Consider the following 17,737-nt stretch of genomic DNA (forward strand, 5'->3'; position numbering starts at 1 on the left):
GCGATCAATCGCAGCTGTAGCGATAGGCGTCGTTGAGGTCCAGCGGCAGCACCAGCGTGCGGATCTTCGCGGCCCGCATCTTGGTGCAGAGCTTGTCGCGCGCGCCGTTCGTGTTCTTGCGGTACTTGGACGCGTACTCGGCGTTGAACACGGGCTTGTTCTTGCTGGTGAAGACCGTGTAGCCGCCGCACTCGTCGTACTGGTTGCACTGCTCGTTGACCGCCATGTCGAAGTAGGGCTCGAGCTGCGCCAGCTGGTCGACGTCGTTCTTCAGCGCGATCGCCAGGCCGCGGCCGTGCGCCGCGTTGGCGAGGTACTTGTTGTAGTCGAGCTGCGTGGCCGCCGTCAGCGGGAAGCCGGTGCCGTTGGTGTAGCCGTCCACGTTGTCCGGCTCGACGCCGTCGCAGCCCTTGGACACGGCCAGGTCCAGCCGGCTCAGCATCACCGCGCGCACGGTGGCCGAGCGCGTGTCCAGCCACTTCTCGCCTTCCCAGCCGTCCAGCGCGTTGCCCATGTCGGCGGCGTTGAAGCGGTTGAAGTCGGAGCGCCAGTTCTCCGAGCTGCCGGCCGAGAAGTAGCACAACACCTTGCGGCCCTGCGCCTTCAACTGCGCGATCGTCTGCGCGGAGGTGTCGAACAGGTCGATGTCGTAGACGGCCACGTTGTAGCCGGTGTTGAGCGTGCCGCTCAGCTGCCACTGCCAGGTCGTCGCGACGCCGGGCTTCCACCACGACTGCGCCTGGGCACCAGTGGTGGCGGCGAGCGCGGCGGCGGCGGCGACGAGGCCGGTGGCCATCGAACGGATCAGCGATCGTTTCATGAGTTCTCCTGTGGGTCGGGCCGTGTGCCGGCCCGGGTGTTGTGGAACCCCCAACGTCCTCTCCGGGAAGCCGGCGTCAGAACTTGATGCTCGCGCCGATCGTGAACGCCCGGCCCCAGCGGTTGTAGCCCTGAGGCAGCGTGATGGAGCCGTTGCCCAGCGTGTACTCCTGCTTGGCGTCGGTCAGGTTGCGGCCCTCGATCGAGAGCTTCAGCCACTTGTTGAACTCGTAGGACGCCTGCGCGGTCACCCAGGTGATCGCCTTGGCGCGCTCGTTGAAGCCGGGGCCGATCACGTTGATCGCCGAGACGAAGTCGTCGGTGTGGTCGGCCGTCGCGCTCAGGCTCCACGGGCCCTTCTCGTACAGCAGGCTCAGCGAGGAGGTCGCCGGCGCGATGCCTTCGAGCGGCCGCTTCTCGCCGCCGACCCAGCTGTCCGAGCGGTTGCGCGTGTACTGCGCCCGCACGCCCAGGCCGTTGTCCCACAGGTGCTGGAAGCCGATCTCCATGCCGCGCACCTTGGCCTTGTCGCCGTTGATCGGCTTCATCACATTGAAGAGATGGCCCGGCACGCCGATGTCCACGCCGGTCTGCCAGCTGGTGGTGATCTGGTTCTTGATGTCCTTCTGGAACACCGCGAAGGTCAGCGCCGAGTTGCGGGCGTAGTACCACTCCAGCGAGGCGTCGTACTGCTTGGCGCTGTAGGGCTTGAGGTCGGCGTTGCCGCCGAAGACCTGGGTGAAGTCGCCCCAGGCCACGCTGGCCGTGGTGCTGGTGGGTGCGAGCTGCTCGACCGAGGGCCGCGCCATCGTCTTGGCCGCGCCCAGGCGCAGCTGCAGCTGGTCGGTGAAGTGCCAGACGAAGTTGGCCGACGGCAGGCCGAAGGTGTACGAGGCGTCCTGCCCGATCTGTGTCGGCGCGGCATAGACCGCGGTGTAGTTGAAGGGGCCGTTCTCGGTCAGGCTCTCGATCTTGGCGTCCCAGGCCCTGGCCGAGGTCTTGGTCTTGACCAGGCGCACGCCGATGTCCGCGTTCCAGCGCTCGCCGGAGAGGTCGGCCTCGATGAAGAAGGAAGTGGTCTTCTCGCGCACGCGGTAGCTCTGCAGCGGGTTCCACACCGGCGCGGCCAGGCTGAAGTCGTAGCTGCCGCCGTCGGGGCGCGGCTTGCCGTTGTAGGCCTGCAGCGCCGCGAGGTAGTTGGGCACGTCGAAGCCCAGGAAGCTGCGCGGGAAGCTGCCGCTGACGCCGTTCATGAAGTTTGGCGGGCTCAGGTGCTGGTCCAGCACGTTGCCGCCGAGCTGGCCGACGTTGATCGCGTTGGCGCCGGAGTAGTAGTTCTCGCCGCCGTTGATCGCGTTGTCGACCAGGTCGCGGTGCTTGTCGCGCCGGGTGCTCTGCACGCCGAACTGGATCTGGTCGACGTTGAAGCGGTCCACCGACCACGCGCCGTTCAGCGTCAGGCCGCGGATCTTGTCGTCGATGTTGTCGCCGCTCAGGCCCAGGTAGTGGGTGTTGAAGTCGCTGGCGCCGAACTGGCCGCCGGCCAGGCCGTTGATCAGGTCGCGGCCGTCGGCGAAGGTCGTGCTGATGCTGGGCACCTGCGAGCCGGTCAACTGCACCGTCGTCACATTGGGCTGGTTCATGCGCAGCACCGTGTAGGTGTCCTGCCCGCCCGAATGGCGCTTGGAGGTCGACTGGTACAGATCGCCGCTGAACTTCAGCGTCTCGGTCGCCTTCCACTCGGCGTTGACGCCGTACAGGGCGCTGTCGACGACGCGATGGGTGGTCAGGTTCAGCAGCTCCGGATTGAGCCGCTGCTCCGGGTCCGGGTTGTCCATCGTGAAGCCGGTGACAACCCCGTTGCGGATCTGCATGTTGGACCAGCGACCCGGCGCGAACAGCGTGTAGAAGGACTGCTGGTAGCCGACCTGCGGCGAGTCCAGCCGCGTCCTGATGCCGTCGATGGTGACCTTCAACTGCTCGCTGGGCCGCCACTCGACCTTGCCCGACAGCGCGGTGCGCTTCTTCTGCTCCTGGATGGTGCCGACGCGGAACTGGCCGGGGCCGATCAGGCCTTCCTCGTCGGGGTCGAGCACGCCGTTGCCGTTCGGGTCGATGTTGCCGCCCCAGGCATTGCCGGTCCAGTTGGCGGCCGGGTCGGCGATCGGGTTGCGGGTCCAGCCGCCGTCGTTGCCGGCGGTGTCGGTGCGGACCTTGCGGTCGGCGTAGACCAGACCGACCAGCACGCCCAGTTCCTTGCCGAAGGTGTTGCTGTAGGTGGCCGAGAGCTTGCCGCCGTTGAGCCTGGACATCAGGTTGCGGTCGCCCTCCACGCGCAGCAGGCCGTGCTGGCCGGGCTGGTCGAAGGGACTGGCGGAGCGCAGGTTGACCAGGCCGCCGATCGCGCCTTCCATCACCGAGGCCTGCGCCGACTTCACCACGTCGGCGCCGCTGATGATGTCCGACGGCAGCACGTCGAAGGCGAAATCGCGGCCCTCGCCATCGGTGGCCAGGATGCGGTTGTTGAAGGTCGTCAGCGTGTATTCCGGCCCCAGGCCGCGCACGCTGACCTTCTGGCCCTCGCCGCCGGCGGTCCGCGAGATCGACACGCCGGTGATGTGGCTCAGCGAGTCGGCCACGTTGTCGTCCGGGAAGCGGCCCAGCTCGGTCGCGCTGATGCTGTCCTGCACGCCCGAGGCACTGCGCTTGAGGTTGAGCGAGCGCTGCAGGCTGGCGCGGGTGCCGGTGACCTCGACGCGCTCGAGCGTCTGGTCGGCGTCCCTGGCCTTGGCGTCGGCCTTGGCTTCCGACGCCGCCGGCGCCGGTGGCTGCACCTGCGCCTGGGCCGCGCCCATGGCGGCCAGCGCGGCGATCGCCGCGGCGGCGGCGACGGGCCGCGGCGCGAATCGGGCGGTCAGGAGGGAGGACTGGGGAGCTCGCATCTCAGGGTTCCTTGTGTTGGCTGGCGGCTTGCGGCAAGTCTACGCAGTCTTTCGAATGATTTCGCATATCGTTTTTACCGACGTTTTGTCTTTCGCTTATCACTTTGACGAAAGAATTAGGACGGTCGAATCACCTTCAATCGTGCCACCACACCCCTCGCATCCACGGGTTTTCCCTCGAAATCAAGCCTTTCAGGCCTTGCTGACGCTTCTTCCGTTGTGTTTTCAATTTCGCTGCACTATTCTTTCGTTCGAAAGCTCAATCCTTCGAACGAGACGAAAGCGATTCATGCAACGACCCTGGCTGACCTACGCGCTGATCACCACCCTGTTCTGGGGCGCCTGGGGCGCGCTGACCGGCCTGTCCTCGGCGCGCGGCTTTCCGGACACGCTGGTCTACGTCGTGTGGGCGCTGACCATGGTCCCGCCGGCGCTGATCGTGCTGGCGCGCGCCGGCTGGCGGCTGCAGCGCGACCGGCGCGCGGTGGTGCAGGGTCTCACGGTGGGCTTGCTCGGCGCTGGCGGGCAGATGCTGCTGTTCCGCGCGGTGGAAAGCGGCCCGGCCTACCTGATCTTCCCGATCGTGTCGCTGTCGCCGGCGGTGACGATCGCGCTGTCCTTCGGGCTGCTGCGCGAGCGCACCGGCAAGCTCGGCGTGGCCGGCATCGTGCTGGCGCTGTGCGCGCTGCCGCTGTTCGACTTCCAGCCCGGCCAGCAAGGCCAGCCGCTGGGCGCCTGGTTCGCGCTGGCGCTGGTGGTGATGGCGGCCTGGGGCCTGCAGGCCTATTTCCTGAAGACCGCCAACAACGCCGCCAGCGCCGAGAGCGTCTTCTTCTACATGACCGTCAGCGCGCTGCTGTGCATCCCTGCCGCGCTGTGGATGACCGACTTCTCGCGTCCCATCCCCTGGGGCTGGGACGGCCCCGGCCTGGCGGCCGCCATCCAGGTGCTGAACGCGATCGGCGCGCTGACGCTGGTCTACGCCTTTCGCCACGGTCAGGCGCTGGTGGTCTCGCCGCTGGTCAACGCCGGCGCGCCGCTGCTGACGGCGCTGGCCTCGATGGCGATGAGCGGCAGCGCGCCCGGCGGCACCAAGCTCGCCGGCGTGGCGCTGGCGCTGCTCGCCGCGCTGCTGCTGGCGCTCCAACCCGAAGGCGAGGCCAAGGCCTGACCGCCGGGTCCCGGCCCCGCCACGCCCCAGCCACACCGCGTCCACACGCATTGCCCCCGGACAGGAAGGACCTCCCTTGAAGCTCATGCTCGATCTCGTGCGGCGCCACCGGCAGTCGGCGTCCGCCAGCGCGATCTCCGCCACGATCTCCACCTCGGCCGACGGCCCGGCCGTCGGCATCCCGTCGATGTGCTCGGCGCATCCGGTCGTGCTGGCGGCGACGCTGCGCGAGTGCGCCGCGCTCGGCCGGCCGGCGCTGATCGAGGCGACATCCAACCAGGTCAACCAGGACGGCGGCTACACCGGCATGACGCCGATCGACTTCCGCCGCTTCGTCGAATCGCTGGCCCGCATCGAGGGCCTGGCGCCGGAGCTGCTCGTGCTGGGCGGCGACCACCTCGGGCCCAACGCCTGGCGCCGATTGCCCGCGGCGCAGGCGATGGCCAAGGCCGAGGTGATGGTGGCGCAGTACGTCGCGGCGGGCTTCCGCAAGATCCACCTGGACTGCTCGATGTCCTGCGCCGACGACCCGGTGCCGCTGCCCGAGCCCGAGATCGCGGCCCGCGCGGTGCGGCTGTGCCTGGCGGCCGAGCAGGCCTGGCGCGAGGCGCCCGACCGCGGCGAGCCGCCGGTCTACGTCATCGGCACCGAGGTGCCGGTGCCGGGCGGCGCGCACGAGGACCTGGACGAACTGGCGGTGACCTCGCCCGAGGCGGCCGGCGCGACGCTGGCGCTGCACCGCGAGGCCTTCGCCGCGGCCGGCCTGGACGCGGCCTGGGCGCGGGTGATCGCGATGGTGGTGCAGCCGGGGGTCGAGTTCGACCACCACAAGGTCATCGACTACCGGCCGGAGAAGGCCCGCGCGCTGAGCGCCTTCATCGAATCGCAGCCGGGCCTGGTTTTCGAGGCGCACTCGACCGACTACCAGACGCCGCAGCGGCTGGCGCAACTGGCGCGCGACCACTTCGCGATCCTCAAGGTCGGGCCCGGCGCCACCTTCGCGCTGCGCGAGACGCTGTGGGCGCTGGCCGCCGTGGAGCACGAGTGGCTGGGCCGCGGCGGTCGCGACGCCAAAGAGGACGGCCTCATCGGCACGGTGCTCGGCGTGATGCGCGCCGAGCCCGAGCACTGGCGCCCCTACTACCAGGACCCCGCGCGCCTGCAGGTGGACCTGGCCTACAGCCTGAGCGACCGCATCCGCTACTACTGGGCGCATCCCAAGGTCCAGGCCGCCTGCGCGGCGCTGCTGGACCGGTTGGAGCACTCCCCGCCGCCGCTGACGCTGCTGAGCCAGTTCCTGCCACGCCAGTACGACGCGATCCGCGACGGCCGCCTGCGCAACCGTCCGGCGGAGCTGCTGCGCGATGGCGCGGCGCAGTCGCTGCGTCCCTACCTCGCCGCCTGCGCCGCCTGAGCGACGGGCGCCCTCCTCCAGAACCCGACCTGCCACGATGAGCCTGCTCCACTTCGCCCCCGCCGACCTCGATCGCCGCGGCGCGGCCCACACCGCCCGAGAGATCGCCCAGCAACCCGAGGTGTGGCGCGCCGTGCATGCGCTGGTGGCGTCCCGGCGCGAGGCGCTCGACGCCTTCCTGCAGCCGCTGCTGGCGCGGCCCGACCTGCGCATCGTGCTCACCGGCGCCGGCAGCTCGGCCTTCATCGGGCAATGCCTGGCCCCGGCGCTGCTGCAGCAGCTGGGCGCGCGGCCCGGCATCCGCGTCGAGGCGATCGCCACCACCGACATCGTCTCGAGCCCCGCCCAATGCCTGCAGCCCGGCGTGCCGACGCTGCTGGTGTCGTTCGCGCGCTCGGGCAACAGCCCCGAGAGCCTGGCCGCGGTCGACCTGACCGATGCCACGGTCGATGAATGCCACCACCTGGCCGTCACCTGCGCGGCCGAGGGCACGCTGGCGCGGCGGCTCGGCGCGCACCCGCGCGCCCAGGTGCTGCTGCTGCCGGACGAGACCCACGACCGCGCCTTCGCGATGACGTCCAGCTTCACCGGCATGCTGCTCGCCGCCGCCTGGGCCTTCGGGCTGCCGCTGCCCACGCCGCAGGCGCTGGGCGACGCGGCCACGCGGCTGCTGGCCAGCGAGGCGGATCGCCTGGTGGCGCTCAGCGAGCAGCCCTTCGAGCGCGTCGTCGTGCTGGGCAGCAACGGCCTCAAGGGCCTGGCCCACGAGGCGGCGCTGAAGATCCTGGAGCTGACCGACGGCCGGCTGGTGGCGCTGGCGGATTCGCCGCTGGGCTTCCGGCATGGGCCCAAGACGGTGCTGAACGAGCGCACGCTGGTGCTGATCCTGATGTCCAACGACAGCTACACCTGCCGCTACGACCAGGACCTGCTGCGCGAGCTGCGCCGCCAGGGCCGCGGCCGCGTCGTCGCGCTGAGCACGGCGGCGCTCAACGGCACCGACGCGCTGTCCGAGGACGACGTGCTGCTGGACCTGCCGGCCAACGTGCCCGACCTGGCGCTGGCGCCGGTGGCGCTGGTCTTCGGGCAGTGCCTGGCGCTGCTGGCCTCGCTCAAGCTGGGCATCACGCCGGACAATCCGAGCGCATCCGGCACCGTGACCCGCGTGGTCAGCGGCGTCACCATCCACCCGCATCCGCAGGGCTGACTCCCGATGAGCGCGATGACATCGACGATCGCCGACGACCACCAGCGCGCGGCTGACCGCGACGCGGTCTACCTCGGCATCGACGGCGGCGGCACGAAGACCAGCTTCCTGCTGCTGGCCGGCGACGGCCGTCTGCTGGCGCGGCATGTGTCGACGACCAGCTACTACCTGGAGATCGGTTTCGACGCGCTGCGCGCGCTGCTGCACGAGGGCATCGCCCAGACGCTGCGGCAGGCGGGACTGAGCCACGCATCGGTGCGCTCGGCCTTCGCCGGGCTGCCGGCGCATGGCGAGGACAGCGCGCTGCTGCCGGCCTTCGACGCGCTGCTCGCGGACCTGCCGCTCGCGCGGGTCGGCAACGACATGGTGTGCAGCTGGGCGGGCTCGCTCGGCGGACGCGACGGCATCAGCCTGGTCGCGGGCACCGGCTCCATTGCCTATGGCGAGTGGCGGGGCCGGGGCGCACGCAGCGGCGGCTGGGGCGAGGTCTTCGGCGACGAGGGCTCGGCCTACTGGCTGGCGCGCGAGGGCCTGGCGCTGTTCTCGCGCATGGCCGATGGGCGCGCGGCGCCCGGGCCCTTGCTCGCGCTGGTGCGACGGCATTTCGGACTGGCGCACGACCTCGATGTCTGCGCGGCGGTCAACGGCGCCGCGGCGCGCAGCCGTCTCGCACAGCTGGCGCGGCTGGTCTCGGCCGCGGCGGCCGAGGGCGATGCGCAGGCCGCGGCCCTGCTGGCACGCGCCGGGGAGGAACTGGCGCTGCTCGCGGCCGGCGTGGCGCGGCAGCTGGATCTCCCGGCTGATGCAGCGGTCGAGGTGTCGTACACCGGCGGCGTCTTCGAGGCCGGCGATGCGGTCACCGGCGCGCTGCGGGCGGCGATGGCGAAGTCGCTGCCGAATGCGGTGCTCGTGGCACCGAGGTTCGGGCCGGAGCTGGGCGCGGCGATGTATGCGGCGCGGTTGGCCGGGGCGCGGCTGGAGCCGGACACGCACGCCGTTGCCGCGCTGGCGCGCTGAGCGAGCGCCATCCGGCCGCCGCTTCGGCGCCCTCTCACTCACTGGCTTCCGAACGCAGCGACCTCGATATCATTCGAAAGTTCACGTCTTCCGGATCCTCATGTCCACCACCCGCGCCCCGAGTCCCACGTCCGCCGACAAGCGTGACGCCTCGCTGCTGATCGACGAGCGGCGCCAGCTGATCCGCGACCAGGTGCAGGCGCAGGGGCGGGTCACGGTGGAGGAACTGGCCGAGCGTTTCGGCATCTCGGTGGTCACCATCCGCAGCGACCTCAACGCGCTTGCCGCCGGCGGCGCGCTGCTGCGGACGCACGGCGGCGCGCTGGCGCATCGCGACACCGAGGAGGTGCCGATCAGCGTCAAGCAGAAGCTGCATCACGAGCAGAAGGTGCGCATCGCCATCGAGGCGGCGAAGCTGATCCGCGACGGCGAGACGGTGATGCTGGACTCGGGCTCGACCACCGAGGAGATCGCCAAGCAGATCCGCGGCCTGCGGCTGCAGTCGCTGAACGTGATCACGAATGCGCTGAACATCGCGATGCTGCTGGCGACGGTGCCTGGCGTGAACGTGATCATGCCGGGCGGGCTGCTGCGGCCGAACTCGTACTCGCTGTCGGGCCCGCAGGCGGTGACCGCGCTGCAGAGCCTGTACGCGGATCGCCTCTTCCTCGGCGTGGACAGCCTGGATCCGGAGATCGGCGTCATGACGCCGCACCTGCTGGAGGCGCAGCTGAACGCGCAGATGATGAAGATCGCGCGCCAGGTGGTCGCGGTCGCGGATGCGTCCAAGCTGATGAAGCGCAACCTGTCGGTGATCGCGCCCGTCGAGCAGCTCGACCTGCTGATCACCGACAAGGACGCCGACGAGGCCATCGTCAGCGAGCTGCGGCGCCGCGGCGTCGAGGTCGTGCTGGCCTGAACGGCCCGGCGTCGCGCGGCCCGCGGGCCCGATCAGCGCTTGAACTGCGCGCAGGGATCCTCGCGCGACGGCGCGGGCGCGCGCTCGACGCGGTCGTAGCCGCCGGCGGGCGCGGCGCTGCCGGGCTCGAGGTAGGCGACGGCGTCGATGTCCATCGACGGCACGCCGGCCGCCTGCAGGTAGACCGGCACCGCGAGGTCGCGTCGCACGTGGCCGTTGCCGGCGATCAGCACGACCCGCTTCGCGCCCGCCTCGCGGGCGTCGAGCATCGCCCGCGCCATCGCCGCATCGCGGGCCCGCTGGGCTTGCACCATGCCGGGCAGCATCGCCTCGGGCATCGCGCCGCAGTGGCCGTCCTGGATGTCCTGGCGCAGCGCGTCCTGCTGTGCGCTGTTCCATGCGGTGCGCTCGCGCAGCGCGAGCAGGTCGGCGGGCCAAGCCGCGTCGCCTTCACGGACGATGCGGCGGACCTGGTCGCGATCGATGTTGCCGCCGCGGACTTCGGCGCCGGACTGCAAGACGGCCTCGAACAGCGGCTGGTGCAGCGGCCAGCGCCAACTCTTGCGGTCGAGCTTCGCGGCATCGATGACGGCATTCACGTCGCCGGGCGCCGCCTGGCGCGCGCGCGCGACCGCCGCATCCTCGCTGCGCGAGAACTGCTCGAAGACGACGACCGTGCGCGGCTCCTGCGCGATCAGGCGGCGCAGCTGCTCGGCGCGGGCGCGGTGGTGCTCGGGGTTGTCGTGGAGCTCGCCGAGCAGGACGAACGGCGGTTCGGACCGGGCGGCCGGCACCGAGACGGTCGGCGCCGAGCGCAAGTCCACCGAGGCGACGGAGGCGGAGGCGGAGGCCGCCGAGCGTGCCGTGGCCGTGGCTGTCGTCGAAGACGCGCAGGCTGCGAGCAGCAGCGGGGCCAGCGCCAGCGCGGCGCTACGGAAGGCGATGTTCATGGTCGATCCTGGAAGACAGGGAAACGGGAACAGGCCTGCCGAGCGATAGCTGGGTCGGGCGGAGGGTCTGCGGCGGATTGTCGCCGCCGCGCGGGGCCGGACCGGCTCCCGCGTTCAGCGCATGGGTGCGTCGGTGCGCCGGCCCTTCAACGGATCGTCGTCACCGACCGCATCGCCTTCACCGCGCCCTCGCCCATCGCGGCGCCGAAGCGCTTGGCGATGCGTTCGGCGACGTTGTCGCGCGGCGTGTAGTCGACGACCTCCTCGGCCTTCACCACCTCGCGGGCGACGTAATCCAGGTTGCCGGTGCCGTCGGCCAGACCCAGCTTGATCGCCTGCTCGCCGTTCCAGAACAGGCCCGAGAACATCTCCGGCGTTTCCTTCAGGCGCGCGCCGCGGCCCTCGCGCACGACGGCGATGAACTGCTGGTGGATCTGGTCCAGCATCGCCTGCGCATAGGCCTGCTGCTTGGGCGTGACCGGCGAGAACGGATCCAGCATCCCCTTGTTCTCGCCCGCGGTCATCAGGCGGCGCTCGACGCCGACCTTCTTCATCACCTCGGTGAAGCCGAAGCCGTCCATCAGCACGCCGATCGAGCCCACCACCGAGGCCTTGTCGACATAGATCTCATCGGCGCCCGCCGCGATGTAGTACGCGCCCGAGGCGCAGATCTCCTCGACCACCGCGTAGACCTTCTTGTTGTGCAGCGCCTTCAGGCGCTTGAGCTCGTCGTTGACGATGCCCGCCTGCACCGGGCTGCCGCCGGGCGAGTTGATGCGCAGCACCACCGCCTCCGAGCCCTGGTCCTCGAACGCGGCCTTCAGCGCGGCGTTGATCAGCTCGGCGCTGGCCTCGGTGTCCGGCGCGATCTCTCCGCGCACCTCCACCAGCGCGGTGTGCGGGCCGGTGGTCGCGCCGCCGTGGTGCCGGGTCGAGAACATGGACCAGACCAGCAGCAGGAACAGCGTCACCCAGATCAGGCGGAAGAAGGTCTTCCAGCGCCGGTCGCTGCGGCGGTCGCGCAGGTAGTCATGGGCGAACTGCTCGATCACGTGTTCATAACGCCCGGGCAGGCCGGTCGCGGGCGTCGCCGGGGCCGGCGCGGCCGATGCGTTCGCGGGGGCAGGAGCGGATGCCGGGCTGGGCGCCGGCTTCAGCATGTCCTCGGGCCGCGGCGTCGCGTCGGGGATGGGACGCGGCAGGTCGGAGTCGTTGTCTTGGCTCATTCAATCCTCGAAGGCTGGCCGCGTGTCGCGGGAGGGATACCAGAAGACCTGGCCGTCGCGCTCGCGCACGTCGAGCTTGGTCAGGCCGATGCGGCCGCACATGCCGGTGACGCAGCGCCCGTCTCGCGGGTGGTACACGGCGCCATGGATGCTGCAGATGATGTATTCCTTCCGGCTGTCCAGGAACTCGCCTTCCTGCCAGTCCATCTCGGTGGGCACGTGGGCACAGCGGTTGAGGTAGCCGACGACCTCGCCGTCGAAGCGCAGCGTGAAGGCCGATGCCGGCTGGCGGAAGTGCAGCACGTCGAAGGTGTGCGCGCGGCCGCGCTCCTCCAGCTCGGCGGAGGCGCACAGCGGCACGGGGGACGGGTCTTGCTCGGGGGGCATGGGGAGGGAACGGTCGGGGGAATCGGGCATGGGCCCTCAGGCGTGGGCCAGCAGCCAGTCGCGCAGCGTCGGCACGTCGTGCGCGACCAGCAGCGGCTCGAAGTCCCGCAGCGACTCGTGCGCATGGGCGCCGTAGGTCACCGCGATCGCCGGGCAGCCCGCGTTGCGCGCCAGCTGCAGGTCGTGGGTCGTGTCGCCGATCATCAGCGTGCGCTCGGGATCGGCGCCGAACTCGCGCATCAGCTCCAGCAGCATCTGCGGGTTGGGTTTGCCGGCGGTCTCGTCGGCGGTGCGGGTGCCGTCGAACAGCGTCGTCATCTCGACCGCGGCCAGCGCCTCGTCCAGGCCCCGGCGGCTCTTGCCGGTCGCCACCGCCAGCCAGTGGTGGCGCGCCTTGAGGTCCCGCAGCAGCCCGGGCACGCCGTCGAACAGCGTCACCTCGTGGGCGGACGCGAAGTAGTGATGGCGATAACGCTGACCGAGCTCCGGATAACGCGTCCGGTCCAGCCCCGGCAGCGCATATTCCAGCGCCTCGATCAGACCCATGCCGATGACGTAGGCGGCGCGCTCGCGCGAGGGCGGCTCCAGGCCCAGGTCGGCGGCGGCCGCCTGCATGCAGCGCACGATCAGCGCGGTGGAATCGAACAGGGTGCCGTCCCAGTCGAAGACGATCAGGTCGAAGCGTTGAGGCATGGCGTCAAGGGGCGGGTCGTCAGGGGCGGGTCGTCAGGGCGCCGGGCGGCGCAGCGCGGCCAGGAGTGTCTCGCACTCGGGCGGCAGCGGCGCGCTCAAGGCCAAGGTCTCGCCGGTGGCGGGATGCGTGACGCGCAGCTGGCGCGCGTGCAGGAACATCCGGTCGAAGCGCAGCGCGCCGCGCGCGAGCGCGCGGTTGGCCTCGAAGTCGCCGTATTTCGGATCGCCGACGATCGGATGGCCCTCGTGGGCCAGGTGCACCCGGATCTGGTGCGTGCGCCCGGTCTTGATGGTCACGTCCAGCAGGCTGTAGCCGGCGTCGTCCGGCGTCCGACCCGGGAGGGCCTCCATCACCTTCACCAGGCTGATCGAGCGCTTGGCCTGGTCCGCCTGCGGATCGCCCGGGTTGGGGACCGCCCGCACCCAGCGCTCGCCGTCGCTGCCGACGAACTTGAGCAGCGGGACGTCCACCACCTTCCTGGACTTCGCCCACGCGCCGCTCACCAGCGCCGCGTAGGTCTTGCCGGTTTCGCGGTCGCGCAACTGGTCCTGCAGGTGCGTCAGCGCGCTGCGCTTCTTGGCGATCATCAGCAGGCCGGAGGTCTCCTTGTCCAGCCGGTGCACCAGCTCCAGGAACTTCGCCTGCGGCCGCGCGCGACGCAGCTGCTCGATCACGCCGAAGCTGACGCCCGAGCCACCATGCACCGCGACGCCGGCGGGCTTGTCGACGACGATCAGGTGCTCGTCCTCGAAGACGATGGGGAATTCGCGGGCGGGGATGGCGGGCTCGGCGGGTTTCTCCGCCAGCCGCACCGGCGGCACGCGGACGACGTCGCCCACTTCCAGGCGCGAATCGGCCGAGCAGCGGCCCTTGTTGATGCGCACCTCGCCGGACCGGATGATCCGGTAGACCAGCGTCTTGGGCGCGCCCTTGAGCTCGCGGATCAGGAAGTTGTCCAGCCGCTGACCGGCGGAACCGTCGTCCACCGTCAGCAGCCGCACCTGCGCCGGGGCCGAAGCCGACTCCGACACGGCCGGCGCCGGCGGCACCGGGGCCGTGGTGGCCCGCGCCGCGGGACGGGTCACCGGGGGTGGAGCGCCCTTGGCGCGTCCCGGTTTGACGGGGCTCGCCCCCCTCGTGGCACTGCGGGCAGTCCCTGGGGCGGCCTTGCGGGCTTTAGCCCCTATAATGCTGCTTGCCACGTTTGCGTTGTAAGTATTTGATTTTTCTCATTTTACTCGGACGTGAGCGTTCGAGTCCGACGAGAACGTGGCATTGAGCGGCCATTGTGAGTAGGCTGCTCATTACTTTTGGTGATGCAACATCAGGTCATCGCGTCGAGTCCGCTTCCCAAAGCGAGCGGGCAGTCACGAGGGCCGGATGGCAGAGCAACGTCGTCAGAACCATTGCTCACGCGGTCGACCGCATCCTCGGATGTCGGCAGGCGGCGCGGGCAGCACAACAAGGTTTCACGACGTCAGCGAGGGGGCGCAAGTCCCGGCGCTGACGTCAGCACCCAGGCCCCGTTTCCGGATGTTTTCCTCGGTCTTTCCCACCCCCCGCCGCCTGCGAGCGCGTGTTGGCTTCGTCCACACGCCGGGCTCCGGCCGTGGTCGGGTCGCGCCTGAAGCGGCGCGCAGGCGGACCGGAACAGACGACCCGGGGCCCGCGGTGCACGCGCCAACGCTGCAGCGCTGAACGGTCAACGCGCCGTTCAATTGCAGTCCAGGGCGATCCTTTCATTGGTTCTTTCGCGTTTCTCGTGCATCGGTCGAATCGCCCGCCGGTGAATAGCCGGCAGCGGTTCACTTGAAGATGCGCGCCAGCGGCTTGGCCCTGGCGTGGAGGAGAACTGATGAAACGCATGCTGATCAACGCGACGCAGCAGGAAGAGCGTCGCCTGGCCATCGTCGATGGCCAGAAGCTGCTGGACTTCGAGACTGAAATCGAAGGCCGCGAGCAGCGCAAGGGCAACATCTACAAGGCGGTGGTGACGCGCGTCGAGCCGTCGCTGGAAGCCTGCTTCGTGGACTACGGCGAGGACCGCCACGGCTTCCTGCCCTTCAAGGAGATCTCGCGCCAGTACTTCCGGGACGGCGCCGACGTGCGCTCGGCCAAGATCCAGGACGTGATCAAGGAAGGCCAGGAACTGCTGGTCCAGGTCGAGAAGGAAGAGCGCGGCAACAAGGGCGCGGCGCTGACGACCTTCGTGTCGCTGGCCGGTCGCTACCTGGTGCTGATGCCCAACAACCCGCGCGGTGGCGGCGTCTCGCGCCGCATCGAGGGCGAGGACCGTGAGGAACTCAAGGAAGCGCTGGACCAGCTCGAATATCCCAAGGGCATGTCGCTGATCGCGCGCACCGCGGGCATCGGCCGTTCCGCCGCCGAGCTGCAGTGGGACCTGAACTACATGCTCAAGCTGTGGACCGCCATCGACGAGGCGGCCCAGGGCGGCAAGGGCGCGTTCCTGATCTATCAGGAGTCGTCGCTGGTGATCCGCGCGATCCGCGACTACTTCACCGCCGACATCGGCGAGATCCTGATCGACACCGACGACATCTTCGAGCAGGCCCATCAGTTCATGACCCACGTGATGCCGGAGACGGCACACAAGGTCAAGCGCTACCGTGACGACGCGCCGCTGTTCAGCCGCTTCCAGATCGAGCACCAGATCGAGACGGCCTTCAGCCGCACGGTGAACCTGCCGTCGGGCGGCGCCATCGTGATCGACCACACCGAGGCGCTGGTCTCGGTGGACGTGAACTCGGCGCGCGCCACCCGCGGCGGCGACATCGAGGAAACCGCCACCCGCACCAACCTGGAAGCCGCCGACGAGATCGCGCGCCAGATGCGTCTGCGGGACCTGGGCGGCCTGATCGTCGTGGACTTCATCGACATGGAGGAGTCCAAGAACCGCCGCGAGGTCGAACAGCGCCTGCGCGACGCGCTGCGCCAGGACCGCGCCCGCGTGCAGTTCAGCTCGATCAGCAAGTTCGGCCTGCTGGAGCTGAGCCGCCAGCGCCTGCGTCCGGCGCTGAGCGAAGGCAGCCACATCACCTGCCCGCGCTGCAACGGCACCGGCCACATCCGCGACACCGAATCGTCGGCGCTGCAGATCCTGCGCATGGTCCAGGAAGAGTCCATGAAGGACAACACCGCGGCCGTGCACGTGCAGGTCCCGGTGGAAGTGACCAGCTTCCTGCTCAACGAGAAGCGCACCGAGATCACCAAGATCGAGCTCAAGCAGCGCGTGACCGTGCTGCTGGTGCCCAACAAGCATCTGGAGACGCCGAACTACAAGCTCGAGCGCCTGCGCCACGACGATCCGCGCCTGGAGAACCTGCAGGCGAGCTACACGATGATCGAGGAGCCGCAGGAAGAGGTGGGCATCACCCGCCGCGGCGCCGAGAAGAAGAACAAGCAGGAGCCGGTGATCAAGGGCCTGATGCCGGAGCAGCCGGCACCGATGCCCGCGCCGGCACCCGCGCCCAAGGCGGCGGAACCGGTGGTCGCGGCGCCCGCGCCGACGGCTCCCGCGGCGCCGGTCGCGGCGGGCGGTGGTTTCTTCGGCTGGATCAAGAACCTGTTCGGCGGCGCGCCCGCGCCGGCCCCGGCGCCCGCTGCCGAAGCGAAGGCCGCCGAGCCGGCCAAGAAGGAACGCGGCGAGCGCGGCGATCGTGACCGCAACGCCCGTGGCGAGCGCGGTGACCGCAACCGCCGTGGCGAGCGTGGTGAACGCGGCGACCGTGCCGAGCGTGGTGACCGTGGTGACCGCAACGAGCAGAAGGCCCGTGACGGCAAGCCGCGCGGCGAAGGCAAGCCGCAGCAGGAAGGCCGCGGCGAGCGTCCGGAGCGTGGCGAGCGCGGCGACCGTGCCGAACGCGGTGAGCGCGGTGAGCGCGGTGAGCGCAACCGTCGCAACGAGCGCGCCGACAAGCCGGAGCAGGCCGTCGAAGGCGCACCGCGCCAGGAACGCGCGGAGCGTGGCGATCGTCCGGAACGGGGCGAGCGCGGTGATCGTGGCGAGCGTGGCGAAGGCCGCCGCCGCCGCGAGGAGCGCGCCGCCGAGGTGACGCAGGAGCAACTCGCGCCGCTGGCCGGCACCGAGACCGCCAACACCGAGTCGCCGATCGCTTTCGCCGACACCCAGCCGCTGGAGACGCCGCTGGAAACGCCGCTGGGCGAGGCCGGCGAAGAGCGTCAAGGCCGTCGCCGTCGCCGTCGCGGCAACCGCGGTGAGCGTGGCGCCGAAGGCATCGAGGGCGCGGAGCAGGTCGAAGGCACGCTGGTCGAAGGCCAGGCGCCGGAAGCGGGCGAGGCCTCGTTCGCCGAGGGCGCCGAGTCCGCCGCCGCACCGGTCGTCGAGGGCGAAGCCCCCGCCGAAGCCGTTGAAGGCGCCGAAGGCGAAGGCCGTGGTGAAGGCCGCCGCCGTGGCCGGGGTCGCGACCGCTATCGTCGCGACCGCCGCGAAGGCGAAGGCGCTCCCGCCGAAGGCGGCGAGGGTGCGAACGGCCTGATCGCTGAAGGCGAGGTCGCTTCGCCGGCCGTGGCCGCGCTGGATGGCATCGTCCTGGACGCGGGTGCCGCGCCGAAGCAGCTGGAACTGGGCGAATCGCCGAAGCAGGCGCCGGCGCAAGCCGTCGCGCCCGCACCGGTGGCTGCCGCGCCGGCTCCGGCCGCCGCCCCGGTCGTGCCGCGCTTCGAGCTGCCGATGACCGAGCTCAGCGCCGTCGCCGATGGCGCCGGCCTGGTCTGGGTCAACAGCGATGCCGACAAGATCGCCGCCGCCCAGGCCGCGATCGCCGCCGAGCCTGCCCCGGCACCGCTGGGCCGCGAGCCGGCACCGGTCGTGGTGGTCGACGACGGCCCGCTGGTGCTGGTCGAGACCCGCAAGGACCTCAGCCAGTTCAAGCTGCCCTTCGAGGCCTGATCGCCCGCATGAACTCCCTCTCCCGCTTGCGGGAGAGGGATGGGGTGAGGGCCGGCCTCCG

13 protein-coding genes are annotated in these 17,737 nt (G+C 70.4%); 6 read left to right on the forward strand and 7 right to left on the reverse strand.

All coding sequences use genetic code 11. The features are described 5' to 3' along the window. Positions 1–4: 4 nt before the first annotated feature. Positions 5–820: an endo alpha-1,4 polygalactosaminidase gene (locus BM393_RS13150; RefSeq protein WP_091726510.1), complete on the reverse strand. Its 816-nt coding sequence runs from the start codon at positions 818–820 to the stop codon at positions 5–7. Positions 821–896: 76 nt separating this feature from the next. Then, positions 897–3,761, reverse strand: coding sequence for a TonB-dependent receptor (locus tag BM393_RS13155; RefSeq protein ID WP_217648441.1), 2,865 nt, complete (start codon positions 3,759–3,761; stop codon positions 897–899). Between the two features lie 289 nt (positions 3,762–4,050). Here BM393_RS13155 and BM393_RS13160 point away from each other — a divergent pair, with 289 nt between their 5' ends. The 5 genes from BM393_RS13160 (at position 4,051) to BM393_RS13180 (ending at position 9,489) form a co-directional block, all read left to right on the forward strand. Then, entirely contained in the window at positions 4,051–4,932 is an 882-nt protein-coding gene (locus BM393_RS13160) for a DMT family transporter (protein ID WP_091726514.1), read from the forward strand. A 76-nt stretch (positions 4,933–5,008) separates the two neighbouring features. After that, positions 5,009–6,346 (forward strand): D-tagatose-bisphosphate aldolase, class II, non-catalytic subunit, encoded by a 1,338-nt coding sequence (locus tag BM393_RS13165; protein WP_404932643.1) that lies wholly within the window; start codon positions 5,009–5,011, stop codon positions 6,344–6,346. Positions 6,347–6,383: 37 nt separating this feature from the next. Next, positions 6,384–7,553, forward strand: a complete 1,170-nt coding sequence (locus BM393_RS13170) for an SIS domain-containing protein (RefSeq protein ID WP_091726517.1) — start codon at positions 6,384–6,386, stop codon at positions 7,551–7,553. Between the two features lie 6 nt (positions 7,554–7,559). After that, positions 7,560–8,570, forward strand: a complete 1,011-nt coding sequence (locus tag BM393_RS13175; protein WP_254783439.1) for a BadF/BadG/BcrA/BcrD ATPase family protein — start codon at positions 7,560–7,562, stop codon at positions 8,568–8,570. A gap of 100 nt (positions 8,571–8,670) precedes the next feature. Next, positions 8,671–9,489, forward strand: coding sequence for a DeoR/GlpR family DNA-binding transcription regulator (locus BM393_RS13180; protein WP_091726523.1), 819 nt, complete (start codon positions 8,671–8,673; stop codon positions 9,487–9,489). A gap of 32 nt (positions 9,490–9,521) precedes the next feature. On the opposite strand, the gene BM393_RS13185 is transcribed toward BM393_RS13180, so the two are convergent. From BM393_RS13185 to BM393_RS13205, 5 genes are all read right to left on the reverse strand, one after another. Continuing rightward, positions 9,522–10,439: a ChaN family lipoprotein gene (locus BM393_RS13185; protein ID WP_091726526.1), complete on the reverse strand. Its 918-nt coding sequence runs from the start codon at positions 10,437–10,439 to the stop codon at positions 9,522–9,524. Between the two features lie 146 nt (positions 10,440–10,585). Then, on the reverse strand, positions 10,586–11,665 hold the full coding sequence (locus BM393_RS13190; RefSeq protein ID WP_404932644.1) for a S49 family peptidase: 1,080 nt from the start codon (positions 11,663–11,665) through the stop codon (positions 10,586–10,588). Continuing rightward, positions 11,666–12,052 (reverse strand): Rieske 2Fe-2S domain-containing protein, encoded by a 387-nt coding sequence (locus BM393_RS13195; RefSeq protein WP_091726528.1) that lies wholly within the window; start codon positions 12,050–12,052, stop codon positions 11,666–11,668. It abuts the gene before it with no gap. Positions 12,053–12,088: 36 nt separating this feature from the next. Beyond that, entirely contained in the window at positions 12,089–12,745 is a 657-nt protein-coding gene (locus BM393_RS13200) for an HAD family hydrolase (protein ID WP_091726530.1), read from the reverse strand. Positions 12,746–12,778: 33 nt separating this feature from the next. Continuing rightward, complete coding sequence (locus tag BM393_RS13205; RefSeq protein WP_404932645.1) at positions 12,779–13,831, reverse strand: RluA family pseudouridine synthase; 1,053 nt, start codon at positions 13,829–13,831, stop codon at positions 12,779–12,781. Positions 13,832–14,601: 770 nt separating this feature from the next. Between BM393_RS13205 and BM393_RS13210 the strand changes: the two genes are divergently transcribed. Next, positions 14,602–17,676, forward strand: coding sequence for an Rne/Rng family ribonuclease (locus BM393_RS13210; RefSeq protein ID WP_091726533.1), 3,075 nt, complete (start codon positions 14,602–14,604; stop codon positions 17,674–17,676). Positions 17,677–17,737: the final 61 nt, after the last annotated feature.

The sequence above is a fragment of the Mitsuaria sp. PDC51 genome, assembly GCF_900113225.1.
GTDB lineage: Bacteria > Pseudomonadota > Gammaproteobacteria > Burkholderiales > Burkholderiaceae_C > Roseateles.

What these genes read in the sequence shown, in the direction of transcription:
- BM393_RS13185 (WP_091726526.1), bottom strand. Translation starts at nt 10,439, where the DNA reads ATGAACATCGCCTTCCGTAGCGCCGCGCTGGCGCTGGCCCCGCTGCTG.
- BM393_RS13170 (WP_091726517.1), top strand. Translation starts at nt 6,384, where the DNA reads ATGAGCCTGCTCCACTTCGCCCCCGCCGACCTCGATCGCCGCGGCGCG.
- BM393_RS13155 (WP_217648441.1), bottom strand. Translation starts at nt 3,761, where the DNA reads ATGCGAGCTCCCCAGTCCTCCCTCCTGACCGCCCGATTCGCGCCGCGG.
- BM393_RS13180 (WP_091726523.1), top strand. Translation starts at nt 8,671, where the DNA reads ATGTCCACCACCCGCGCCCCGAGTCCCACGTCCGCCGACAAGCGTGAC.
- BM393_RS13175 (WP_254783439.1), top strand. Translation starts at nt 7,560, where the DNA reads ATGAGCGCGATGACATCGACGATCGCCGACGACCACCAGCGCGCGGCT.
- BM393_RS13190 (WP_404932644.1), bottom strand. Translation starts at nt 11,665, where the DNA reads ATGAGCCAAGACAACGACTCCGACCTGCCGCGTCCCATCCCCGACGCG.
- BM393_RS13210 (WP_091726533.1), top strand. Translation starts at nt 14,602, where the DNA reads ATGAAACGCATGCTGATCAACGCGACGCAGCAGGAAGAGCGTCGCCTG.
- BM393_RS13150 (WP_091726510.1), bottom strand. Translation starts at nt 820, where the DNA reads ATGAAACGATCGCTGATCCGTTCGATGGCCACCGGCCTCGTCGCCGCC.
- BM393_RS13200 (WP_091726530.1), bottom strand. Translation starts at nt 12,745, where the DNA reads ATGCCTCAACGCTTCGACCTGATCGTCTTCGACTGGGACGGCACCCTG.
- BM393_RS13195 (WP_091726528.1), bottom strand. Translation starts at nt 12,052, where the DNA reads ATGCCCCCCGAGCAAGACCCGTCCCCCGTGCCGCTGTGCGCCTCCGCC.
- BM393_RS13160 (WP_091726514.1), top strand. Translation starts at nt 4,051, where the DNA reads ATGCAACGACCCTGGCTGACCTACGCGCTGATCACCACCCTGTTCTGG.